This is a genomic window from Bradyrhizobium sp. MOS002 (assembly GCF_003020115.1).
In the GTDB taxonomy this organism is placed as follows: domain Bacteria; phylum Pseudomonadota; class Alphaproteobacteria; order Rhizobiales; family Xanthobacteraceae; genus Bradyrhizobium.
Window position 1 is genome coordinate 1 of sequence record NZ_PYFX01000016.1, and the last position, 23837, is coordinate 23837.

At 62.6% G+C, this 23837-nt stretch carries 22 protein-coding genes and 1 tRNA gene; 9 read left to right on the forward strand and 14 right to left on the reverse strand.

Annotated features, from left to right (window positions below; genetic code table 11):
* Positions 1-375 precede the first annotated feature (375 nt).
* Positions 376-924 carry a recombinase family protein gene (locus tag C7G41_RS29795; RefSeq protein ID WP_106945878.1) on the forward strand — a complete coding sequence of 183 codons (549 nt, stop codon included), beginning with the start codon at positions 376-378 and terminating at the stop codon, positions 922-924.
* 898 nt (positions 925-1822) lie between these two features.
* Here C7G41_RS29795 and C7G41_RS29800 read toward each other — a convergent pair.
* The 11 genes from C7G41_RS29800 to C7G41_RS29850 form a co-directional block, all read right to left on the reverse strand.
* On the reverse strand, positions 1823-3181 hold the full coding sequence (locus tag C7G41_RS29800; protein WP_106945879.1) for a primase-helicase family protein: 1359 nt from the start codon (positions 3179-3181) through the stop codon (positions 1823-1825).
* On the reverse strand, positions 3168-6218 hold the full coding sequence (locus C7G41_RS29805) for a toprim domain-containing protein (RefSeq protein ID WP_158268053.1): 3051 nt from the start codon (positions 6216-6218) through the stop codon (positions 3168-3170). Before C7G41_RS29805 ends, C7G41_RS29800 begins: the two co-directional genes overlap by 14 nt.
* Before the next feature lie 59 nt (positions 6219-6277).
* Positions 6278-7090 carry a hypothetical protein gene (locus tag C7G41_RS29810; RefSeq protein ID WP_106945881.1) on the reverse strand — a complete coding sequence of 271 codons (813 nt, stop codon included), beginning with the start codon at positions 7088-7090 and terminating at the stop codon, positions 6278-6280.
* 102 nt (positions 7091-7192) lie between these two features.
* Positions 7193-7387 (reverse strand): hypothetical protein, encoded by a 195-nt coding sequence (locus C7G41_RS29815; protein ID WP_106945882.1) that lies wholly within the window; start codon positions 7385-7387, stop codon positions 7193-7195.
* 59 nt (positions 7388-7446) lie between these two features.
* A complete protein-coding gene (locus tag C7G41_RS29820; protein ID WP_106945883.1) occupies positions 7447-7746 on the reverse strand; it encodes a hypothetical protein in 300 nt (99 codons plus the stop codon).
* A 149-nt stretch (positions 7747-7895) separates the two neighbouring features.
* Positions 7896-8141, reverse strand: a complete 246-nt coding sequence (locus C7G41_RS29825) for a hypothetical protein (RefSeq protein ID WP_245446770.1) — start codon at positions 8139-8141, stop codon at positions 7896-7898.
* Positions 8142-8323: 182 nt separating this feature from the next.
* Positions 8324-8923 carry a hypothetical protein gene (locus C7G41_RS29830; protein WP_106945884.1) on the reverse strand — a complete coding sequence of 200 codons (600 nt, stop codon included), beginning with the start codon at positions 8921-8923 and terminating at the stop codon, positions 8324-8326.
* A gap of 2 nt (positions 8924-8925) precedes the next feature.
* Positions 8926-10191: a site-specific integrase gene (locus C7G41_RS29835; protein ID WP_106945885.1), complete on the reverse strand. Its 1266-nt coding sequence runs from the start codon at positions 10189-10191 to the stop codon at positions 8926-8928.
* 304 nt (positions 10192-10495) lie between these two features.
* Positions 10496-10837, reverse strand: a complete 342-nt coding sequence (locus C7G41_RS29840) for a hypothetical protein (protein ID WP_106945886.1) — start codon at positions 10835-10837, stop codon at positions 10496-10498.
* A gap of 294 nt (positions 10838-11131) precedes the next feature.
* Complete coding sequence (gene rpoH / locus C7G41_RS29845) at positions 11132-12031, reverse strand: RNA polymerase sigma factor RpoH (RefSeq protein ID WP_007596598.1); 900 nt, start codon at positions 12029-12031, stop codon at positions 11132-11134.
* Positions 12032-12250: 219 nt separating this feature from the next.
* Entirely contained in the window at positions 12251-13258 is a 1008-nt protein-coding gene (locus C7G41_RS29850; RefSeq protein WP_106945887.1) for an RluA family pseudouridine synthase, read from the reverse strand.
* Between C7G41_RS29850 and C7G41_RS29855 the strand changes: the two genes are divergently transcribed.
* The 3 genes from C7G41_RS29855 to C7G41_RS29865 all read left to right on the forward strand — a co-directional run bounded on the left by C7G41_RS29855 (position 13257) and on the right by C7G41_RS29865 (position 14736).
* The gene (locus C7G41_RS29855; RefSeq protein ID WP_106945888.1) at positions 13257-13601 is read left to right on the forward strand and encodes a hypothetical protein; all 345 of its coding nucleotides are present in this window, start codon (positions 13257-13259) and stop codon (positions 13599-13601) included. The two genes, C7G41_RS29850 and C7G41_RS29855, sit on opposite strands and share 2 nt — an antisense overlap.
* Before the next feature lie 222 nt (positions 13602-13823).
* Positions 13824-13898 (forward strand) — tRNA-Glu (locus tag C7G41_RS29860).
* Between the two features lie 109 nt (positions 13899-14007).
* A complete protein-coding gene (locus C7G41_RS29865; protein WP_146159827.1) occupies positions 14008-14736 on the forward strand; it encodes a hypothetical protein in 729 nt (242 codons plus the stop codon).
* Positions 14737-14832: 96 nt separating this feature from the next.
* Here the strand turns inward: C7G41_RS29865 and C7G41_RS29870 are convergent, their stop codons facing one another.
* Entirely contained in the window at positions 14833-15858 is a 1026-nt protein-coding gene (locus C7G41_RS29870; RefSeq protein ID WP_106945890.1) for an alpha/beta hydrolase, read from the reverse strand.
* Between the two features lie 323 nt (positions 15859-16181).
* Here C7G41_RS29870 and C7G41_RS29875 point away from each other — a divergent pair, with 323 nt between their 5' ends.
* The 3 genes from C7G41_RS29875 (at position 16182) to C7G41_RS29885 (ending at position 20139) form a co-directional block, all read left to right on the forward strand.
* Complete coding sequence (locus C7G41_RS29875; RefSeq protein ID WP_106945891.1) at positions 16182-17390, forward strand: S9 family peptidase; 1209 nt, start codon at positions 16182-16184, stop codon at positions 17388-17390.
* A gap of 262 nt (positions 17391-17652) precedes the next feature.
* Positions 17653-19143, forward strand: coding sequence for an amidohydrolase family protein (locus C7G41_RS29880; RefSeq protein ID WP_106945892.1), 1491 nt, complete (start codon positions 17653-17655; stop codon positions 19141-19143).
* A gap of 3 nt (positions 19144-19146) precedes the next feature.
* Positions 19147-20139, forward strand: coding sequence for a GTP-binding protein (locus C7G41_RS29885; RefSeq protein ID WP_106945893.1), 993 nt, complete (start codon positions 19147-19149; stop codon positions 20137-20139).
* Positions 20140-20199: 60 nt separating this feature from the next.
* On the opposite strand, the gene C7G41_RS29890 is transcribed toward C7G41_RS29885, so the two are convergent.
* Together C7G41_RS29890 and C7G41_RS29895 are read right to left on the reverse strand one after the other, a co-directional pair.
* The gene (locus tag C7G41_RS29890) at positions 20200-20673 is read right to left on the reverse strand and encodes a hypothetical protein (RefSeq protein WP_106945894.1); all 474 of its coding nucleotides are present in this window, start codon (positions 20671-20673) and stop codon (positions 20200-20202) included.
* Positions 20674-20685: 12 nt separating this feature from the next.
* On the reverse strand, positions 20686-21186 hold the full coding sequence (locus C7G41_RS29895; RefSeq protein ID WP_106945895.1) for a hypothetical protein: 501 nt from the start codon (positions 21184-21186) through the stop codon (positions 20686-20688).
* A gap of 248 nt (positions 21187-21434) precedes the next feature.
* On the opposite strand from C7G41_RS29895, the gene C7G41_RS29900 reads away from it, so the two are divergent.
* Both C7G41_RS29900 and C7G41_RS29905 read left to right on the forward strand, forming a co-directional pair.
* On the forward strand, positions 21435-23117 hold the full coding sequence (locus tag C7G41_RS29900; protein WP_106945896.1) for a methyl-accepting chemotaxis protein: 1683 nt from the start codon (positions 21435-21437) through the stop codon (positions 23115-23117).
* Between the two features lie 11 nt (positions 23118-23128).
* On the forward strand, positions 23129-23812 hold the full coding sequence (locus C7G41_RS29905; protein ID WP_106945897.1) for an aspartate/glutamate racemase family protein: 684 nt from the start codon (positions 23129-23131) through the stop codon (positions 23810-23812).
* The last annotated feature ends 25 nt before the right edge of the window (positions 23813-23837 follow it).

The window sequence follows — 23837 nt, forward strand, 5'->3', positions numbered from 1 at the left end:
CGGTCCAGGCGATCCCGGAGACTGATCGCGAGCCTGCGTTGGGTGGGCGTCACGATCGCTAATAAATTCAAAGTACGAAAATTTTGGCGGGGAGGTATGCGACCGCCGTCTCCTTTGCATTTGGGGGGCGCCAGGGGGCGGGTCGGCGGATGTGTGGTCTTATGTCGAGTCAGGAGTTACAAGGCGAAACAAACATTAGGCGCCTACGTGATGACGTCGTGATGACGACACGAAGTGATCAGCAGCTGCTGCGTGACACGGCCTACGATCGTCACCAACTTTCAAAAACTCTACTTTGTGAAAGACGAAAGACGGTCTTGCATGAACTCGCTTTTTAGATTCCAAAAGTGAGGATTTCAAAACCGGGGGAATGCAATGAAGTACGGATACGCGCGAGTATCCTCGCAAACGCAAGACTACGCGGCACAGGTCGAGGCCTTGAAGGCAGCGGGCTGCGAACGGATCTACAGCGAAAAAGCTTCGGCCGGGTCGATCAGGGGCCGTCCCGAGTTTGGCAAGTTACTAAAGGCGCTCAGCGATGGTGACGTGTTGGTAGTCGCAAAACTGGACCGCCTGGCCCGGTCGAGCCGCGACCTTCAAAATATCTTGCATGAGCTCCAGGAAATTGGCTGTGGCTTTGTCTCGCTCGGCGAATCTTGGTGCGACACGACAACGGATGTTGGTCGACTGCTCATGACCATCATGGGCGGCATAAGCGAGTTTGAGCGAAGCTTGATCCGTCAACGCTGTGAGGAAGGCATCCAGCGGGCACGACGGAAAGGCACTAAGTTCGGCCGGCCAGCAGCACTCGATCCCAGCCAGCGCAGGCGCGTCGCGGAACGTTATGCCGGCGGCGAGACGCTGTCGGAACTTGCCAAAGAATACGCTTGCGGCGAAACAACGATTTGGCGGGCGCTTCAGTAGCTTTTGTTACGCCGTCGAGGACGACTTGTGTGGCGAGGAGCCGACGGCCTCTCCAAGACGCAGCGCGGCTCCGTGATGAGTCCTTAGAGTTGAGCCTGAACATCCCGGCGCCGTCGCACAAGGCCCTTCTAAGGCCTCGGCAGAGTCCTTGGGGGCATATCCCGCAGGCTTGCGCTCCTGCATTCGCGGCACGCCGAACCAAAGCGTATTGGCAGAGTTTTGTTCGAGGTGCTACCCGACGAGTCCTGCAATTGATGTGGGAAGTTACTTAAAGTAAGCCTTCGCGGTATGCCTTCTCGCGTCGGCGAAGCTGAGCTGTCAGCATCCTGCCGCCATGGCACTGGCATACACTGATCCAGCGCATAGCAAGATTACCGCAAGGTGCACCATTCCTCTTTAGAGCCGTGCACTTGCGAAACCCTGGCCTTCCTCTTTTGAACCGGTACTTGGAAGCAGCTCCGTGCCACGCTGCATTGCCTGATCCCGAAGTCCGGGGCATCTCCGACCTCCCTATATGATCACCCCATGTTATCCGAAGATGAGTTTGCTGATGACGATCGTCACAAACAGGTTGGTGGTGATCACTGATCGGTAGTGTTTTCCCTATAAGGCCCCCACTTTCTGATAAAAGGAAGACACATTGTTTGCTCGTAGGTAGACCACCTACCAATCACTTATCACTGACCGACTGTGCTGATGCCGCTAAGTCGAACCGCGCTCCGGGTTCAATCAGTCACGGTCAGTGAGGTCAGTGGTTTCCGCAACAATGTTATTAAGCTTTGTGCCTCTTAGCTTGTGTCACGTCAATGAAGTCGGTGATGTCAGTGATCGTGGCGAGAGATGCATGTGCTTTATGTTCGAGAAACGATTGCCTTCTCGGAGGAGTATGTCGTGCACCTTAGATGCTGCTCAACGTCTTTTTAAGACGCTGAACGTGATTACGCGCGGCTAGCTGCCGTTGCTCAGGCGCAAGCTTGGTCCGCCCGTAAAGCGTCTGCCTGCGCCCCTCGATCTTCCAGAGCCCGTCGCTCTTGTCCGCATCAGGGTTGCGGACAGAAACGTATCCGCAGGTCTCCATCCTGTAGGGAATCGAGCGGCGGTGCTGCTTTTCGAGCAACCACCCAAGGGTCGCGCCTTGCTTGGTTGAGACGAGCATCCCAAGCGAGACCACGTCTGGCCGACCGAGTTCGTCGAGTGCGTCTGCGATCTCAGCATCTTCAGGCGCTTTACTTGCGTGCACGACTTCAAAGAAAGCCTCAGTTTGCCGGGGAATGGCGCCAGCGTTGAAGGCTGACAAGTCCCGCTGCGCCAAGTAAGCGGCGACATGGCCGGCGCCACCCTCACTTCTCAGCCAGCGCCACTTCTCATTCCAGAAATCCGCGCTGAAGTCCTCTTTCTTGCTCTCCGACCAGACCACGAAATGCCGTCGGTCGTCGTTATCCAGGTAGACGCCGTCGGTTTTGTGATTGCTTGTGACGACGAGCCCGAGCACATTCGGCACGTAGATGCGCTTCTCGTACTTGTCGACGCACGACAGTACATTCGGCGGACTGGCGGCATAGCTCTTGATTCGTTCATAGAGGGCGAAGCGGTTCGCCCGGCCACCTTCACCAAGATCGTGCGCCTCGTTCAAGCGCAACACCACTGCCTTCACAAACGGGTTGTTTTTATCCAGCAACTCGGACGATGACACGTTGTGGAAGTTCCATTCTCCAACCGCCTTCTCGACCGCCTCCAATATCCAATCTTTGCCGATGCCCTGACCGCCACCCATTACCAGCGCATGGTTGATCTTCTCACCCGGAGCCTGAACGCGGTGGGCAAACCAATTGATCATGTGCTCAGCATCTTCTGGGTAGAGCCGCCGCACGTGCTCGATCCAAGGTCCCGCCAGATCGGCATCGCCGGGAACAATTCGCGGCGGTTGGTAGAGATTTAGGACATGGGCTGCGGGCCGGTCCTTCCAGCCTCCATCGAAGAGCAGTTTGTCCTCGATGATTTCCGGCCAGCCCGGCATCCAGGTGACTTGCTCGACACGACGGTGCTGCTTCAACCAGTCCGATGGTTTGATCTTCACAAACTTGCCATTCCGCTTTTCGCCAAGGATCTTCGGCAGAATGCTATCGACGCTTTCCTTCGGCCACGTCGTGCGTGCCGGCAAGAACATGAACCGGTTGGAGTCCGGGATAGCGTAGAGATCCTCGAAGCTGATTGCACCGTCAGCCGAACGGAGGTCGGGCGGCCTAGGCAACGACATTTTGATCCTTCATTAAGACGAGGTCGTTGAAGTCTGTACCCGGGGTGGGCGGCATTAGTGGAACGACAGCCCTGCCATGCCGTCGCCAGTACTCGGCTACGCCAGCCGCGGCCGTCTGACCCTGCTGATTGCGGTCGTTGTCGATGAGCAGGAAGAGGCGCTGCACGCCGGGGATGATCGGCAGCGAGGCCATGTTTTTGGCCGACAACGCAGCCCAGGCCGGTATCAGCGGCTGACCATCGTGAGGAATGCGGGTGGCGGCCGCGAGCACGGTCTCGAGGCCTTCGCCAACCACGAGATCCTTCCCGGCAGCCCAGAGCTTGACGACGCCGCCGCGTCCCAGCATGCGCCGCTCGATTTTTACGATACGACCATTTTCATCCCGCAAGGCTGTGCGCTGTATCCCGACCGGCTCATCGGAAATGGGATCGCGCATCAAGGCGATCAGACAGGGCAGCGGAGCGCCCGCGCCGAACATGCAGGCGGGGTGGAAACGCAGGCAACGATGCACGTCGTCCGGCAGTTTGGTCAGGTCGATGTGCCGGGTCTCATCGAGATACTTCTCGGCGATGGTGCCCGCGAGAGGCACGCTAGAGGTCCAGATCGATTTCGCCTGTGACAGCTTGGCAGCGGCGTCACTGCTGAAGCAGTTCACCGCAGGAGCCGAGGGCCAATCCTTGATCGCGTTAACGGCGTCCTTGGCAGTCATGCCCTCGACGCGCGTGAGCCAGTCGAGGCGCGCTCCGTGCTCACCGCAGCCGAAGCAGTGAAAATGGTCAGGATAGATCGCGCATGACGGCTCCGCCTCTTCGTGGAACGGGCACAGCACTTTGTTCCCCGAGGAGAGGGGCAGGCCGACAATCTCTGTCAGCGGCGCGACGTGATCTGGAAGCGTCGCCAAGAACTCCGCATCGTCGTTCACATCCAGGCTGACTGGATCATCAATCGTCCCGATGTCCTCACGGACATCATCAACATAAATATCGATTGCGCGCTCGAGATCTCGTTCTTCACCGAGTTCTTCCGACAATTTGGATTCGGCCGGTTGCTCGGGCGGTTCAAGATAGTGCATCCCCGAATGCACCTTGCCACCAAGCGGCAACCCGGCTGCCCAATCCGGCAGTTCAAGAAGGGCCGCAAGAAACGATGCATCCGACAGAGAACCGAGCGGGACCTCGACCGTGATCTCGTCGTGGCAATGGAACACGACCGGGATGCCTCTCGCTTCCAAGCGATCGATTGCTGCGGCCAGGAGGTCGCGGGCCGTGCCCTGAACAACATTTTCGACGAAGACGCCGAACCAACCCCGGTAAGCCCTCCATTGCCCGCGCGCATTGTCCATGAACTCGACGTCGGGAGCCGCGCCCTCGAACTTTGCTGGAACGAGATGCGCTTGCGGATACGTGATGGCACGACCGCTCGGGAGCGTGAGTGTCAAATTGCTATGAACGAAGTTCGCGATGATCGGCGGTCGCGGTGCAGGCGCAACCAACACGGGCTTGCCGACCTTCATCGCGATGCGAATAGCCCGCGCGAGCTCCTTCCAGAACTTCGTCGTCGCCGGGTGTGCGCTGCGCCAGTGGCCGATAATGCCTCTAATCTCATCATCGCCTCGCGGATCGTTCGCGACAATGCGACGCCACGCGCCCACCGACCCGCCGAAGCCGGAGGCGAGCTCCCCCGCCTTGCCAAGCTGACGTTCGGCCGGTGAAACCTCTGCATCCGCGGTTCTGCGCAGCATCTTCCGCGCGATCACGCGGTACGGCTCAAGCCGTTTGTCGCCGGTCCGCTGGAAGCTTACATACGCCTCCAACTTCCAGTGTTCGCCCGCAAGCCAAGCTAGCACCACGCTCTCGATGGCCGAGAAGTCGCCCGATTTCAGCTCGTGTTCATGAGCAGCGCAAAGTGCCGCGCGTGAGATGTCGCCCAGCAGCGCCAGGGGGTTGCCGTACGCTGCGATTACGGTGCGGTCTCCGCTGCGAACTTGCTCCACCAGCGAGAGCGGGAAATTGCCCTCGTTCTTCTTCAAGTTTTGCAGCTGCGGCCCCAAGCCGGACCACCGGCCTGGCGCGCCGCCGTACATGCGGAGCGTGCCCCGCATCCGATCGTCAATAACTGGCGCATAAGCCAGCATCCGCTTGAACTTGTTGACACTCGCGCGTGCGGCGGTGCGGCGCAACTCGAGAAGTTGAACGACATAGTCATCCGGCTTGGTCGCCAACATCTTGGCGACCGCGTTTTTGTTCAAGCAGCCCATATCGTGGCCGCGAGCGTTGATCACCTCGAGGAACCGCTTCACCTGATCGGCGCTCGTGATGATCCCGTGGGTTAGCTCCTGAAGTTTGAGGCCGATGGCGGTCCTTTCTTGGATAGCGAGGTCTCGTGCGGCTGTTGCAAAGGCGCGGTCGAGACGGATCCCTCGATCATTGATGGCGATGTCCTGGAGCTGATAGCGCCGCTCGTTCGACGAAAGCGGAGCCAGCTTCGGCGACTGCCAGACTGCGCGCATGGTGATGACATCGAGCCTGCACCGATCATAAAGAAGCATGAGCTTTTCGGGGTCTTCGTCCCAGGTTGAAGCGGCGCCCCCGTTGCGCTTCCGGTTCGCCTTGGGCCGAGAGACCGCCAACATTGCTCTCCGCGCCGCGGGGTCCTTCCTGTAGGGCAAACCAAGGGCCTGCGCGAGCAAGTCGAGCTCGGCGGGGTACGCATTTGCGAGCGCAAGTCGCTGCGTACAGTGCTGCACGTGATGCCGGACGGCCGGGAAGCGGAAACGCGGGATCAGCACGTTCTCGAGGATCGCGCGCTCGAAGTCATAGTTGTGTGCGACCAGCATCCAGAATTCCGGTTCCGAAGCGGCCCGATGAAATGCAAAGGGCACGGGGCTTCCCGGCAACCACAGCTCGGGTTCATTATCGTCCACCGTGTAGACTATGCAGAGCGGCTCAGTGCTCGGGTCAAGGGCATAAGCGTAGGCGCCGCATTCCCGCAAGTTTGCAGTGCTCCGCGTCTCGATGTCCCAGAACAGTGTCGGCATCATCTCTCCCACCGGGCGGCGAGAGGGGCGAGCGCCCCTCTCTAGCCTGAGCCGATCACTTAGAAGGTGATTTCGTCGTCAAGGATCTCGGCGGTCGTGACTGGCTTCACGTCACCCAAAGTGGCCAGCGTCTCGCCGGCGATGTCGATGGACGGCTTGGGCTTAGCTTGACGCGCGTTGTTTTGCTGCTCGGGCTGCGTCGGCAGGACGCGGTTTCCTGCAGAAGCCGGCGTCGAGGACGGCAATGCATCCCCGATGGACGGGCTCGGAAGCTGCGGTGCTGGAGGACGGGTTGGAACTGCGGCCGGATCCCGACCCAGCGTGCGCCAGCCGATGATTTCGAGGTGCGGTCGCTTGCCATGCCCGAACTTCATCTTCATCGGCCGGTCAGTGAGATTGACAATCGGGACGCAGAGGGTGCCCCGCAGCACGCGCATCGTTTTGACCGCTTCAGTCAGCGCGTCAAAAGCAATGTGCGCACCTGTCGTAGCCGCCGCGTAGGTGTAGTTCTCTCCGGTCGAGAGATTGACCAGGTAAACCACGACGGTATGCGCCCACGGCGGTCGCCGTTTGCCGTCGACGCCCTTCTCCCAATCCTCAACAGGAATTGCGCCATTCAGGTCGTCGGGATCCGGCAGCGGCTTGTCGACGATGTCCTCGGCCACATTGTTCTTCCAACGGCGCAGGATTTCGTCGACATCGAACACCAACATGGGCGACGGCGCCGCGACACCATCGCGGTCAATCCAGCCCTGCTTGTCGTTCCACTTGAGGTAAGAACCCCTCCCGACGCGATGCGAGCGGGAGGAGCCAGAGAAGCCGTCGCCGGCTTGCGGCGGCCCGTCGTGAGGAATGATGAGTTCGTTCGTCATGTTGTCTCCATTCAATCTGTTTGTTTCGCTTGTGCTCATCGAACTGGGCTACGCCCCAGGCGGCGCCGCTCTCGCGGGAAGGTTGATCGGATCGTTCCTCGACTAGGTCTTCGGCTCGATCACCAGGATGTCGCGATGACAACCGGAGCAGGTCAGCCCGGTGCGGCCGCCCGGGCTATCGATGGTCACATCAGTGGCGCGCAGTTCGGATCCGCAATGCGGGCAACGAGATCCAGCGACCAAGCGCACGACGAAACCGAAGATGAAGGTGCACTGAACTTGCGGGTTGGTAGCCATTGTGGGGTCCCTGGAAATAAAAAGGGGCGCCATCTGCGATGACGCCCTTTGTCATGTCGCTACGACGTGACCTCATTGATCAATCCGATCAGTTCATCGAGGTCGTGCACGGCAATCTCGATCTCGAGCAGATCTTCCTCGAGCGCCTTGCGCCGATGGTTCAGCTCATCGCCGAGATCGAACGGCTCGAACACCGCCAGCTCGCTCAGAGCCATATCGCAGGCAAGGGAAACGCGTTCGCCGATGTCCTCGGCTCGCCCGGCAATGCGCTTCAGGAGACGCACGATGACGTTGACAGGCGAGTCGGGGAACGCTACCGCATAAGGAGCGGCAGCGGTTTCAGTCGCTGAATTGGGCATAACCAGCCCTCCTTTTGATGGACCAGGTGCATCGGTTCTGAAGCAGGTGCACCTGGTTCGGCTCCGCTCATTTTGGGCAAGAGGTTGCCCCCGGCCGAGCGGCTGCTGCCGGTCGAACTCAGATCAAAAGTTTGATGTGCTTGCGCCGATTACTCGGCGGCAGTGGATGCTTTCGCGTCAGACTCGCGCTCACGGCGCCATGCTGCGGCTGCCTCAATGCTAATGAGAGTCCGGCCGCCGACCTTCATCGTCACCGGCCCGGAGCCTACGCGCTGCATGCGGAAGTAGGTGTCGACGCTGATGTTATGCCCCTGGCAGAATTGACGGATCGAGTACGCCATCGGCGCAACGCCGGTGACACCAAGCTTACGACCGGTGACTTCTCCGCGCGCCATTTGTGTGCAGCTCCTATTGAATGGAATGCTGCGATTAGGCGCCAGCTTGCGACCGGGAGGAAGAGGGAGATCGGGGTGGATCGGGGAGATCAAAATTCGTTCGCTGCATCAGGTATTTAACGAAATACTTACGACACAATCCAGGGCTCCGAAAAAATCGAATAATCCAAGAAAATAGAAATCTACTGTCCCCTCAAAATCTTAAGATGCTTCCGAATGTCACTGTCGTCCGGCTCATAGCCAACTGTGCTTTTGCAAAATTTCCTCATCTCTGGCGCCCTAGGGAATTTTAAGCCCACCATGAGTCTTCGGATCACTTCACGAGCAACAAGCATCTTCCAATCACGCGTGGGTGCCGGTCCTGGTGGCTCGCGGCGCGTCCACACGTTCTTTTCGGTCTGTGCCTCCTGCTCGGTCTGCGCGGCAGGCCAAAGCCTATCGACATCCGGCTTCCATACAAAAGTCTCCCAGTGCACTCCGGGCCGAGGACCGCGTGGGGTTATCTGAAACTGGTGATCGATGATGATAATATCGCGCCCGCGCCAGAACGGACCAGACAGTCCTTCGCACTCGCCGGTTGCCATGTTTCGACGCATAGAATGAAGTTTCTCGCTCACCAACGCTTCAACGATTTGCGGTGTCGCCAGGTCAGCGTAGCGCTCGCCGGTGAGCTGCTCCGAGCGGATGTGGTGCGCCAATGCCAGAGAGATCCAGCGGGGATCGTCGAGCCGAAGCGACGGCCTTTTCAGCGATGCATGCTGTTTGCTCTTGCGCGCCCGCATGGTCACTGCACCAGTGCGACAACATTGTTGGCGACGGCTGATGCCGGCGCGTGATGCAGCAGCGCCGCGCGCGCGATCTCGTCGCTATGATCGGTGATGTGTTTGGAGTAGGTGCGCTCGATTTCGGCGCTGGAGGTGTCATGCGATGCGGCGACAAGCCTGATCGGCAGCCCGCGCAGCAGCGCGCGGACGATGCTCGAATGGCGCAAGGCGTACAACGTCGCTCTTGCATCGAGCTTCAAAGCGTTGACAATTCCGGCGACGTCCTGGCGGTAGTCGTCGGATCCGCCCCACGGCAGGCCGTTGCCCTGCAACAACAGCGGCGCATCCGCGGCACGTCCGCTGGCGGCCTGCTTCAGTTTAGCCGCCAGAGCCGGCGTGATCGGTACACTGATGCGCTCGTTTTTACGAGCCGCGCGGTTCTTGCTACCGCCCTTGGCACTGCGCGGCATCCTCAAGCGCGGCTTTGTGCCGCCGTGCAAATCCTCAACCAGGAGACGCGCGGCCTGCGATGGTCGCGCGCCGGTCGTCGCCAGTACATCGACATATAGGCCAAGCTTGGCATCGTGATCGTAGGCAGCGCCGACGAAACGGCTCACGTCTTGATCACTCAACACGACGTTGCGGGCGACGGTGGCATCGGGCAGCGTGTCCAGCCCGGCTGCCCACGCATCGGCATTCGTGATGCGCTGCTTGTCATGCGACGCGGCAAGATTGAGTGCGGCGCGCAAGCTCTTGCAATAGCGCACGACGCTCGACGGTCGCAGGCCCTTTCCGAGCAGGCCATCGCGCCACTTGCGCAGTTCCTGGGCATCGAGCAGCGCAACCGGCTTGGCGCACAGCTGCGCGCTGAGATGCCTGCGCAGCCCGGTGGCGTTGTAGATGCTGCCGCTGCGGGCTTCGAGGTCGCGCTGATAGTCGGTCAGCGCAGCATCTAGCGTAATCGGCGCAAAGCCGGCTGCCGCAGTCTCGGTTTGGCCGTCGGCCTCGCCGCGCGCCAGCTTGCGCGCCTGCCTAAGCGCCTGATCATAATTGAACACGCTACTGTTGTTTGCGGGCTCGAGATCGTCGGCGGTACCGAATTTTTTCAGCCAGCCGCTCGCGCTACCATCGGCGAAGCGGACGCTCCATGTTCCGAAGCCACTTTGATTGCGGCGGTAGCCGAGCGCGATATGCGGCGCGACACGCACGAAATAGGATGCCTTTCGGGGCGTCAACTTGGCACGCCCGGTCGGCGTCTCCAAGGTGATCTTCCGGGGCTTAGGCATGGGGACGGGCGCTCGCGGTGTACGAAGGGTGTTAAAAACAGCGGAGGTACAGCGGCTGCTAGCCCGTGCACATCATCTGCTATTTATATCTTTATTTCAGTAGCTTAGATGAGAGTTATACATGTGCAGCAGCGATGCAGCAACTTGCATATTCTCCCCTTGCGGGAGAAGGTGGCGCAAAGCGCCGGATGAGGGGTTGTCTCCGAATGACGATGTAAAAGGCGTGCTCGCAGAGGCAACCCCTCACCCGTCTCGCCGCTACGCGGCGAGCCACCCTCTCCCGCAAGGGGAGAGGGAAAAGCAGCTAGACCGGCTCCGACATCCAGCCGAAAAACCTGCGGATCAATCCCGGCCGCCGCGGCAGTTCCGGCGGGTCATCCGCCGCCAGCACGCGCTTGAAGAAGTAATCCAGGAACACCATGTCGTTCGGCTCGGTCACGGTGAATTTTTCCTCGCCGAAGAAGACGCTGTAATTGAAGAAGAACGGACCCATCAGCGGGATCGTCGCGGTCGAGGCATAGTCCTTCGAGATCACGAACTCCGACGGCTCGAGCCCGTGCTCGCGCATCGCCTGCTCGACCTGCGGCAGCTTGCGCATGAACTGGGCGGAGAAGCCGCCCACGGTGGATTGCAGGATGATCGACACTGTGCGTGTCCGTTCTCTTGAGGCTGTCGGTCCGATGCTTTTGGTCGGTCGACCGGCAGTGCGGGTTCAAGGGAGAGCCACAACCCCGCTGTCATCGCCCGGTTTAGCCGGGCGATCCAGTATTCCAGAGTCCTGCATTGGAGGCCTCGCTCTTGCAACAAGCGCCGCGGCGTACTGGATGCCCCGCTTTCGCGGGGCATGACGGTGAGAGTTGCATCCAACAAAAAAGCCGGCGTTGCCGCCGGCTTTCTGTCTCTTGTCGATCCGCCAATCTCTGGCGCCAAACCCGCGCGCTTAGAGCGCGGCTTCCAGCGCGGCCTGTTCGGCCTTTGCGATCGTGCCCTTGACCGCGGACTGCACCTTCTCGAAGGCGCGGACCTCGATCTGGCGGACGCGCTCGCGCGACACGCCGAACTCGGCGGCAAGGTCTTCCAGCGTCATCGGCTCGTCGGCGAGCCGGCGCGCCTCGAAGATGCGGCGTTCGCGCGGGTTCAGCACGCCCATGGCGCCGTTCAGGGCGTCACGGCGGTGATCATACTCCTCGTGCTCGGCCAGCATGGCTTCCTGGTTGGGCGAATTGTCGACCAGCCAGTCCTGCCATTCGCCGGCTTCGCCGTCGTCGCGGATCGGAGCGTTGAGCGACGCGTCGCCACCGAGGCGGCGGTTCATGTCGACCACGTCCTGAGCCGTGACGCCGAGACGCTTGGCAATGATGGCCACCTGGTCGGGGCGGAGATCGCCTTCGTCCAGCGCGGAAATCTTGCTCTTCGCCTTGCGCAGGTTGAAGAACAGCTTCTTCTGGTTCGCGGTGGTGCCCATCTTCACGAGCGACCAGGAACGCAGGATGTACTCTTGAATCGACGCCTTGATCCACCACATCGCGTAGGTAGCGAGACGGAAGCCCTTCTCGGGCTCGAAACGCTTCACCGCCTGCATCAGGCCGACATTGCCTTCCGAGACGACCTCGGAGATCGGCAGGCCGTAGCCGCGATAGCCCATGGCGATCTTGGCCACGAGACGGAGATGGCTGGTGACGAGTTGGTGCGCGGCGTCACGATCATCGTGCTCGCGCCAACGCTTGGCGAGCATGTATTCCTGCTGGGGTTCCAGCATCGGAAACTTGCGGATTTCGCCGAGGTAACGGGAAAGGCCGGATTCGCCATTAAGGACCGGCAGGGTAGCGGTACGGGCCATAGTGCGCCCTCCAAACAGGTTCAGGCCCCCGATAGCGGCGGGCCAGGCAGACGACCGCTTGGTTAAAGCCGATCGGTGCTGCGATGTTCCGCGTTGGTCATTTCAACGCAAGCGCAATATACCCCATCGGGAGCCAGAAAGGGAAGGATTGCTGACGTCACGTCCCCGTGTGGCAGCTATAACTTTCTGTAATGTAAAGCCTTTCTGAAGCGGCCTGCGTCATTGCGCCGCTTTCAGTGCCCCCTGAAGGAGAAGCAAATCCTCCGGCAGAGGCGTCTCCCAGTGGAGTAATTCTCCAGTCCTCGGGTGCTCCAATACCAGCAGGTAAGCGTGCAGGGCCTGCCGCCCCAGCGCGGCGAGGGCGGCCTGCGATTCCGGGCCGAGCTGGTTCGCCTTGGTCTTGAAGTGCGGGCCATAGACGGCGTCGCCCATCAGGGGGTGGCCGATATGGGCGAGGTGGACGCGGATCTGGTGGGTGCGCCCGGTCTCGAGCTCGCAGGCCAGCAGCGTCGCGATCGGCTTGCCGTCGCGCCCGGCAAAACTCTCCAGCAGCTCCCAATGCGTCACGGCCTCGCGGCCGCCCTGGCGCACTGCCATCTTCTCGCGCGCATGCGGGTGGCGGTCGATCGGCGCGTCCACGGTGCCGCGATGGCGGCCCGGCAGCCCCCAGGCGAAGGCCATGTAGCCCCGCCGCATCGGCCCGGTGCGGCCGTGGTCGGCGAATTGCGCGGTGAGCGAGGCATGCGCGAGGTCGTTCTTGGCGACCACCATCAACCCGGTGGTGTCCTTGTCCAGCCGGTGCACGATGCCGGGCCGGCGCACACCGCCGATGCCCGACAGCGATGAGCCGCAATGGGCGATCAGCGCATTCACCAGCGTGCCGGTCTCGTGGCCCGCCGCGGGATGCACCACCAGCCCCTTCGGCTTGTTGAGGACGACGATGTCGTCGTCCTCGAACACGATATCGAGGGCGATATCCTCGCCTTTCGGCTCCGGCGCGGCCGCTTCCGGCACGTCGATTGTGATCGTATCGCCGGAGGCGACGTGATAAGCGGGGTCCCGGATCGCGGCGTCCCTGAGGCTCACCGCGCCCGCCAGGATCAGGGCTTTCAGCCTCGATCGCGACAGCTCGGCAAGGTGCAGCGCCAGCACACGGTCGAGCCGGGTCGAGCCCTCGGAGCCCTCGACGACAACCTCCAACCTTTGCGCAGAGCCAGAATTTTCCATGACGACGTCTGATACCGTTGTTCCCGAACCGAGCCCCGAGCAGGCCGCGCTGTTCGCGCGGGTGCGGCGGATGATGCTGATCGCGGGGTTGACCACGGCGCTGGCAATCTGCGCCGTGCTGATCGCGGTGGGCTACCGCCTTTTCAAGTCCGAGGGAAGGGCGCCCGAGCCGGCAGGCGACGTCACGGCCACCCTGCCCAAGGGCGCCAGAATCGTCTCAACCGGCGTCGCCGGCGACCGCCTCGTGGTCACGCTCGATGTCGGCGGCATCACCGAGATCCGCACCTTCGATGCCCACACCTTGCGGCCGGCCGGAAAGCTGAAATTCGCCAATGAGCCGTGAGGCAGCCTCCGGAACTCGCCGCCATCGTCGTCCTGGCGAAAGCCAGGACCCACAACCACCGAATCCGGTTGCGTGAACGAGATCGTTGCTCGGGTTCGCCTTAACCATCCCCACAGGGGGCGATGGGTCTGACCTTCGCCGGGACGACGCCGATTGGGCGTTTGACACCCCTCGATCCCCGCTTGCCGCCGGCAAAATTCGAGGCTATGTCCTCTCCCTCACGCTCCCTTCGTCTAGCGGTTAGGACGCGGCCCTCTCAAGGCTGAAACAGGGGTTCGATTCCCCTAGGGAGCGCCATTTTTCGAATTTTGCATTGATTTCCTTCGATTTTTTCAAGCCATCGTGCCACCCCGAATAGAGTGGGACAGCGTACGTTCTCCGTTCATCCCCTGCCGGATTTTGCCGAGTGGAAATCGAGCGAGTAATTTTCGAACTACGCAACCTGATCGATACCATGCCGAACTTTCACGGTTCGGCATCCAACACCCCGGAAGGGCGAATGTGGCTCGGTCGAGCCGCGGCTATGGTTGAAGCCGCCGGATCGTCGCTCGATGCAGCGGGGTTCGTACTCGCGATGGATGCGGTTATCGGGGAATCGAACTCCTATAGGCACGGACAAGCGGTCTCTAAAGTGGCTAGCATTCTCTTTCGAACGTTTGCGCGTGTAGAGTCACAATCGCCTCCTAACTTACAAGGGGCCTATATTCCCGCCGGCAACGCGTTTGATGCACTCGCGGCCGTCGCTCGAGTTTTCAGCTCAGCGACGACTGAGTTATTCATTGTCGATCCTTATTCTGACGAGAAGCTGTTGCGTGATTTTGCACCGCTCGCGGCGGAAAATGTTCTCCTTAAGGTTCTCGCCGATCCGTTCTATGTGAAGTCGTCCCTCAAGCCGGCCGTCGAGCGTTGGCAGAGCCAATTTCAAAATCGGCCGCTAGAGGCGCGCCTAACATCGCCTCGCCAACTCCACGATCGCCTGATCATTGTTGACGACAAAGAAGTCTGGATCGTTACTCAGTCGTTCGCTCATTTGGCTGAACGGGCGCCGGCCTCCGTAAGCCGGTTCGAGTCAGAGGCGGCCGATCTAAAATTGAACAGCTACCGCACCATGTGGGCTGCCGCACAGCCGATATAAACCAACCAGGGTGCGCCATTCGCGTGCGACACTGCAAAACCCAACCGTTTCGTGCGCACGAGCAAGCTTTTCGTGAGACCCGGCGCAGGCGCTCTCCTAAGCGGTCGTGCCGTCGATCGAGCGGCGGATCACCCGCTGCACTTCCGCATTCGATAGAAACAGATCGTGGTTGACGATGCCCCAGCCTTCCGCTGACGCATCGACCACGCGTACGCCGAGCCGCGCGATGACGGCTTTTTCGGCGGCGCCAACCCTGGTCATTCCACCTGCGATCTGTCCCGACAGCGCCAGTGCGCGATCGTTCGTCGCGGCGATCACGGTGATCTTGCCGGCAAGCGGACCGATGCGCTGGATCGCTGACGAGAACACGTCCATGTCGATATCAGGCGCGGCAAACACGACTGCGCCGATCTTGCTCGTCACTGTGTCGCCGTATCGCGCATAGAGTTGACGCAGGCTTTCGAGCGACAGCATGGTTCCCATGCTGTGCGCAACGATGTGCACGCGGCTGGCGCCCGGAGCCGACACTAGCGCAGAGAGCACGCGTTCGAACTCGTCGCGGGACCACATCGCACTGTCGCGGTCATAGGCATAGTCGAACAGTCCTGCCTTGGACGGCCAGGAGAACACCATGGTCCGGCCGCGGAACTTGATCCCATCGGAGAGATGGGCGCCATCCAGCACCGCCGTCTCGAACGTCTGCTTGAAGCCGTGCACATAGATCAGCACGTCTCCTCCGCCGGCCTGCGCAACGAGATCGCCAACGTCTGCCGACACCGGTTCGAGCCGATCAAGGCGCCAGTCGCCAAGTCCAACCGAGGCCAGAGAAAGGCGGCTCTCGTCCGGCGCCACCAGCTTCGCCCGGGCGACTGTCATGGTCGTCGCGCGCTCCGGCCCGAACCAGGGCTTCGTGCGACCGCCGTTCACCGGCTTGCGCGTGGTGGTGACGAGCAATGTGGGGTCAAGCGAGAGCGATGACGCGTCGAAACGCGCCCCGGTCGCACTCAAGCCGGTGCATCCGCTGAGCGCGAGGGCACTCCCTGCCGACACAAATCCGCCGAGGAGAGCGCGGCGCGAAACAGAATGACAGGGGTCGCGTTGCGGAAGACGTCGAACGATCACACGAAACCTCTGGGAACTTTGTCCCACCGTAGCGCCCCACGACATCCCTGAATGACAATGGGGGCGAGAAGACGGCGGAGCTGCTTCGCGGGCGAAGCGAGAAGCATAGCTCGGGCAAATGCTGCCGCGAAACTGCACGCGCTTGTTTACGTCAGATTTGTGCATCAGACTTGATCGCGCCACGCTTTCCGTCCCTCGCGCTGCACGTTTCGAAAGGCGGGGCGCTGACGGACCTGGCGCCACGGACCTGGCGCCACGGCGAAACACAATCTCAACCCAAACTGCTTAGGCCTGTCACGTCCTCATTCAACAGGTCATTCGCAATGAAATTGGTTCGGTGCTTCTCGCTGTTGCTTCTGCTCCAGCTCCTGCCGGGGATTTCCGCCCAGGCGCAGGACAATCAAATCGTCAAATTGTCGGCAAGCATCGAATATCAGCGCATCGGCGGCTGGGATGCCGATCGGCTCAACAAGATTCTCCAGGTTGATACGCCGGCCTTCGCCGGTATTTCGGTAACTTACAGCCCGGCGCGCAATGCAGTCAGGCTTTATCGCGTGACCTACTCCTCCGTGGTGCCGGAGCGTGGCAACAAGCCGACCGTCGCGTCCGGACTGATTGCCATCCCCGACGTCGAAGGCACGTCGTTTCCCATGGTGTCATACGAGCACGGCACGGTTTACGGGAAGCAGGAGGTGCCCTCATTCCCCGAACAATCGCCGGAGACGCAGCTGATGATCGCGCAGTTCGCAGGGCAGGGATATGTCGTGATCGGCGCCGACTATTTCGGGATGGGGACATCCGCCGAGACGGAAGGCTACATGGTGAAGGCAAGCCATCAGCAGGCGACCCACGACATGCTGATAGCCAGCCGCGCCGTGCTCGATCATCTCAAGATTGCCACGCCCAAGCTGTTTCTCGCCGGCTGGTCGCAAGGCGGGTTCGTGACCATGGCCATGCTCGAGAAGCTCGAGCAATCCGGCGTCAAGGTCGACGCGGCCGCAACGGCGAGCGCGCCGGTCGACGTGTTCGTGGCGCTGAACGGCTTTCTCAATTTCCCGCGCAAGAACGATGCGAGCTGGTTGAATTCGCTGTTCATCCTGTCGGCGTTCTCCTTCGAGAATTATTATGGCATGCCGGGGCTCGCGCGCTCGCTGATCGCGGATGCCTATTACGATGTGTCGCGCAAGGCCTATCTGCGCGAGCCCTTCAATGCCGCCGACGTGCCGACCGATCTGCACAAGCTGATTCGTGCCGACTATTTCGATCCGCAGTTCTTCGCGGCATCGGCCTACGGGCGGCTCGTCGCGCAGACCCAGGCCTATCGCTGGATTATCAAGAGCCCGGTCCGCAACTATTATGGCGAGACCGACGAAGCGATCAGCGTCGGTCTCGGCCAGCTCGCCATGACCTATCAGCGCGCGATCGGCGCCGGCAACCCGGCGGTCGAAGCTCTCTCGACCGGCAACACCAGCCACCGCGGCACCTTCGCAACCGCGGTGCCGAAGTGGAAATCGTGGTTTGACGGGCTTTGACGCGACCGAAAGGCCATGGGCCTTCATGGTTCGAGACGCCGGCCTGCGGCGGGCTCCTCACCATGAGGATTTGATCGCTTGCCACGAATCCCTTCCTCATCCTGAGAAGCGCGCCCTTGCGCGCATCTCGAAGGATGGCCACAAGCGCGATGCATGCCGCATGGGCATCGCCGGAGGTGGTCGTTGCCGCGAAAATCTGTCTTGATGGAGGCGTGGCCGGTCCTTCGGATGGAACGGCTTTCTGTCTTTTCGGAGTGACGATATGAGCGGTTTGGTGATCTCTGGCGGCCGGGTGGTGGATCCCGCCAGCGGAATGGACGCGGTTGGTGATGTGGCGGTGGTGGACGGCAAGGTCGCCGCGGTCGGCTCCTCGCTCGGCGGCGCCGAGCGGGTGATCGACGCGACCGGGCTCGTGGTCGCGCCCGGCTTCATCGACCTTCATGCGCATGGCCAGTCGCTGCCTGCGGATCGCATGCAGGCGTTCGACGGCGTCACGACGACGCTCGATCTCGAAGCCGGTGTGCTGCCGGTCGGGTCCTGGTATGAGCGCCAGGCGCGGAAGGGGCGCGTGCTAAACTACGGCGCCGCCACCAACTGGGCTTTCGCGCGTATTGGCGCGATGACGGGCTCCAATGCGGAGAGCTCGCTGGAGGCGTTCGGCAACGCCATGCGCGATCGCCGCTGGATGGACAACGTGGCGAGCGATGCGGAGGTCGCCGGCATTCTCGAGCGCCTTTCGCGCGGGCTGAACGAGGGCGGCATCGGCATCGGCATCCTGAACGCCTATGCGCCGGGCGCCGGCGTACAGGAGCTGACCGCGGTCTGCCAGCTCGCGGCTGCGCAGGACGTGCCGACCTTCACCCATGTCGCCTACATGTCGCGCGTCGATCCCGAAAGCGCGGCGGAAGCCTATATCCGCCTGATCGGCTATGCCGGCGCCACCGGCGCGCACATGCACATCTGCCACTTCAATTCATCGAGCAAGACCGACGTCGAGCGCTGCCGCGTGCTGATCGCGAAAGCGCAGGCGCAGGGCTTGCCCATCACGGTCGAGGCCTATCCCTACGGCACCGGCTCGACCGTGCTGGCGGCTGCCTTCTTCAGCGACCCCGAATTCGTCGAGCGCAACGGCACCGGCTACGATTCGGTGCAGCGGGTCACCGACGGCCATCGCTTCAGCGATCGCGAGGAGCTTTTGAAGGCGCAGGCCGAAGAACCGTCGTCGCTGGTGCTGTGGCACATCCTCGACACCGAGAACAATGCGCATCATCGCGACCTGCTCGACATGTCGGTGCTCTATCCCGGCGGCGCCATCGCCTCCGACGCGATGCCGTGGACGACGTCGGACGGCAAGACCTACACCGGCGATGCCTGGCCGCTGCCGGATGACGCCACCTCGCATCCGCGCTCGGCGGGCTGCTTCACGAAATTCATTCGCGAATGGGTGCGCGAGCGCAAGACCGTGTCGCTGCTCGAAGGCGTGCGCAAATGCGCGCTGATTCCGGCGGAGATCCTGGCGCAGAGCACGCCCGCGATGCGCGCCAAGGGCAGGCTCGCGAAGGACGCCGATGCCGACATCGTCGTGTTCGATTACGAGAAGCTCTCGGACCGCGCGACCTTCACGGCGATGAACCGCCCCTCGGAAGGCGTGCGGCATCTCGTGGTCAGCGGCCAACCGCTGATCACAGATGGTGTGCTGGACGTGGGCGCGCGGCCCGGCCGTCCCGTGCGCCGCCCCGTCGTCGGGGGCTGAGACATGCCGGTCCCCATTCTCCTGGTGACGGGCTTTCTGGGGGCCGGCAAGACCACTGTCGTCAACCATCTGCTGGCGCACGCGGAGGGGCGGCGGATCGCCGCTGTGGTCAACGATTTCGGCGCGATCAACATCGATGCCGAGCTGATCGCGGGCGCGAGCGACGGCGTGGTCAGCCTCGCCAATGGCTGCATCTGCTGCTCGCTCGAAGGCGACCTGCTGCGCACGCTCGCGACGCTGCTGCGGCGTGATCCGAAGCCGGAGTACATCGTCATCGAGACCAGCGGCGTCGCCGATCCCGCCGACATCGTCCGCAATCTGATGGATCCCGTGATCCTGCGCGAGGCGCCGCTGGAGACCGTGCTCTGCGTGATGGACGCGGCGACACCGCCGGCTGCCCTGGACGATGCGCTGCATCGTTCGCAATTGCGCGTCGCCGACATCGTGGCGCTGAGCAAGCTGGATCTGGCGGACGAGGGCGCGGGCGCGCGTATGCGCGAGGCCATCCGCGCGCAGCGCGTTCCTGCCGTGGTGGTCGATGCGCATCACGGCGAGATTCCGTCCGCGCTGCTGTTTCCTGCGACCGTCGATCGCGCGCCGCCGCTACGCGAGCCCGGGCCGCGACGGCCGGCAGAGCAACGCTTCGAAACGCTGAGCTGGACCTCGGACCGGCCGATCTCGTTGCCCCGCCTGCAGCAGGCGATCGGTCGGCTGGCGCCAAAGCTCGCGCGGGCAAAAGGCCTGTTCGAAACCGTCGAGCAGCCCGGACGCCGGATGGTATTTCAATTCGCCGCCGGCCGCGCCACGCTGGCGCCTGCAGATGCCACGCTCGCCCCCGGCGATGCCGCGCTCGCCGCTGGTGATGCCGCGCTCGCCGCTGGCGATGCGCCGACGCCGGGCGTGCCGTGTGCGCGGATCGTCTTCATCACCGAGCTCGGCGTGCTCTCGAAGGCGGAGCTCGATGCGATCATGGAGACGTGCGTTGCCGATCGGTGAAGCCATCACCTCAAGCGAATTGCGCGAGGCGAGCACGGTGATCTGAAGGACAGCTGGGTGTCAGCAGACCGCAAGCGCGTTGACCGCCCGCGTCGTCGCAATCCCGTTCTCGTTGCCGACGAACTGGCAGACGGCGGATTCGAGCTCACCCGGCTGGTTGCCGCGCGCCACCGCCAGCAGTCGCATCAATTCTGTCTCGTCCTTCGACAGGCGCCGGCACGACGGCGGCATGAAGCACAATTGGCAGGGCAGGCCGCTGCGCAGGATTCTGACGAGCGCGGCGACGCGTGCGACCAGCAGCGGGCTGTCGGCGATGCCAGGCGCCTCGTCGGCAAAGCGATAGGCCGCCTCCCAGCAGTCGGACGCGCCGGTCGCATAGGCGGCAGCGATGAACCGCAACAGCGAGAGCGTGACGCGGCAAAAATCATCGTAGCTCTCGACGTCAGGCCGCGTCGCAAGCGCGGCCTGGAGCGGACAGAGCCGCGCCTGGCCGGCTTCCGTGACGGGCGCAGAGCCGCAACGATCCTGCATCATGCGCGATCCCGGTCAGTGCAACGTCGGGCTTCCGACCAGCCAGCTCTTCATCGCCATCGTCCGGTCATGGTCGAAAGACGGAACGTGTCGGTCGGGCAGGATGAGACCGGCCATGCGGAAGATCGTTGCAAGCCCCCGCACGGGTGCGAGAGCCCAATCGGCGCCGACGGGCGGCAGCCAGCATTCGAACTGCTCGCGCGCGATATCGTCGCGCTCCTTCTGCGCGGCGGCGATCGCCCGCAACATGCCGTGCTCGCTGTCGGACATGCGCGGGCAGGTCGGGCAGTGCACCGCGATGGCCGTATGCGCCGTGCAGGCAAAGATCTCGATGATGGATTCCAGCGACGGCACGGCATCGCCCACGCGAAAGTGGTCGTACACTTGCTGGATGTCGGCCGCGGTGGGAACGGCGCTTCCGCTGCGTGCCTTGGCCCGAAATCCCCAGATGAAGAGCCGCTCCGCCGCGCTCAGTGACGGAAGGTCGAGGGATCCTGTCGATGTCGATTGATGCATTGAGCCTCCGGCCTCTGGCTGCGCCCACGCCCCGGCTGGCGCCGATGATCTGCGCCGATCGTTCCGCCAGGGCCCTCTGCAAGTCAACGCTCGGAGGGGCGATATCGAGGCGTTCTAGTTTTGAAGAGCTCGCATCTCGGATGCAGCTCGCGCGTTTCGCGGGGACTCGGGAACCCGAATGTTTAAAGCTTTGCTAAGGGGCGCGGGATAAACTGGCATATCAGCCCTTCCAATTCTTGCGAGCACCGATGTTTTTCTCCCGCATCAGTTTCAAGCTGGTCCTGATTGTCGGCATCAGCCTCCTCGGCATGATCGCGCTGGCGCCGATCGCGCTTTCGACGCTGCGCGCGCAGATGATCGCGGATCGTCAGGCCAAGACGCAGCATATGGTCGACGTCGGCTACGGCATCCTGGCGCACTACCAGAAGCTCGAAAGCGAAGGAAAACTCCCGCGCGAGCAGGCCCAGGCCGGCGCCATCGCGGAGATCAAGAGCCTGCGATACGACAAGGTCGAATATTTCTGGCTCAACGACATGGCCGCGAAGATGATCATGCATCCGATCAAGCCAGAGCTTGACGGCAAGGATCTCTCCGAGATGAAGGACCCCACCGGCAACCGCCTGTTCTCGGGCTTCGTTGAAGTCGTCAACAAGCAGGGCGCGGGCTTCTACGGCTACCTGTGGCCGAAGCCCGGCTTCGACCAGCCGGTCGGGAAAATCTCCTATGTGAAGGGCTTTGCGCCCTGGGGCTGGATCATCGGCACCGGGATCTATCTCGACGACGTCGACGCCGTCTTCCGCCAGAATGCGATGACCTTCGCCCTGGTGTGCCTGGTCGTGTTCGTGCTCGTGCTCGGCGCCTCCTTCGTGATCGGCCGCAGCGTGACCCGGCCGCTCGCGAAGATCACCGCGCTCACCGAGCGCCTCGCCGCCGGCGACAGCGCGTTCGATGTGCCCCATACCGATCGTCGCGACGAGATCGGCGGGCTCGCCAAGGCGCTTGCCGTATTCAAGGACAATGCGTCGGCGGTCGGCCGGATGCACGCCGAACAGCAGGAGACGAAGCAGAAGGCCGACGAGGAGAAGCGCAAGACGATGACCGACCTCGCCGGCAAGTTCGAGGCGAACGTTCAGGCCGTCGTCCGCGACGTCTTCAACGAGGCGCGGGCGATGCAGCAGGCCGCGCAGGGCATGTCCGAGACCGCCAACAAGGCGACCGACCGTGCGAGCCTTGTCGCCACCGCCTGCCAGCAGGCTTCGAGCAACGTGCAGACGGTGGCCTCCGCCGCCGGGCAGCTGTCGTCCTCGATCACCGAGATCAGCCAGCGCGTCGCGCAGGCTGCAACCGTGGCCGACAAGGCCGCCGCCGACGGTCAGCGCACCAACGACACCGTGCAGGGGCTCGCCGCCGCCGCGCACAAGATCGGCGAGGTCATCGATCTCATCAACCAGATCGCCTCGCAGACCAATCTGCTCGCGCTCAACGCCACCATCGAGGCGGCGCGCGCAGGCGAAGCGGGCAAGGGCTTTGCGGTGGTGGCGAGCGAAGTGAAGTCGCTGGCGAGCCAGACCGCGAAGGCGACCGACGAGATCGGCGCGCAGATATCGGCGATCCAGGCCGAGACCAACCAGGTGGTCGGGAACATCGAGAGCATCCGCGCCACCATCATGGAGGTCAACGAGATCTCCTCGTCGATCGCCGCAGCCGTCGAGGAGCAGGGCGCCGCGACCGCGGCGATCGCCCACAGCGTACGGGAGGCCGCCTCCGGCACCGACCAGGTTTCGCAGAACATCTCGGGTGTGACGGACGCGACGGCGGAGACCGGCCAGGCCGCCGGCCTCGTGCTGCAATCGAGCGGCCGGCTGTCGCAGAAGCTGCAATCGCTGGAAAACGAAGTCAGCGCTTTCGTTGCGGGGGTGCGGGCGGCCTAGTATAGCAGGGGATGAGCCAGAATTCCGATCGGCGCGCACGCATCCTTCTGATCAATCCGAACAGTTCTGTGGCCACCACAACGATGATGGTCGCCATCGCGAGGTCGGCGGCCGTGGACGGCTTCGACATCGACGGCGCGACCGCAACGCGCGCCCCGCAGATGATCGTGACGTCGGATGCGCTGGATGCAGCCTCCGTCGAAGTTCTGGAAATCGCGCAGTCCCATGAACATGCGTGCGACGGTATCATCGTCGCGGCGTTCGGCGATCCTGGATTGGCCGGGATCAAGGCCACGATAAAACTGCCTGCGGTCGGCATCGGTGAGTCCTCGATGTTGGCAGCCGCCGAGAACGGCCGCCGCTTCGGCGTGGCGACCACGACGCCGCTGTTGGAAGCGAAGATCGACGCCTTGCCGGAAGCGCTGGGATTGCGATCGCGTTACACCGGCACCCGCTTCGCGGAGGGTGATCCGCAGGAGTTGATGCGCGATCCGGCGCGATTGCGCGCGGCGCTCGCCGGCGCGGTCGAGGCCTGCATCGCGCAGGATGGCGCGGAGGCGGTCATCATCGGTGGCGGGCCGCTGGGCGAAGCCGCGCGCGAGCTCCAGCCGATGTTCACCGTGCCGGTCATCGCGCCGATCCCGTCTGCCGTGGCGCGGATTATTCGCCTCATCACCGCGCGCGCGACGGACTGAAATTCCGGCCCGCGGGACCGGTCGT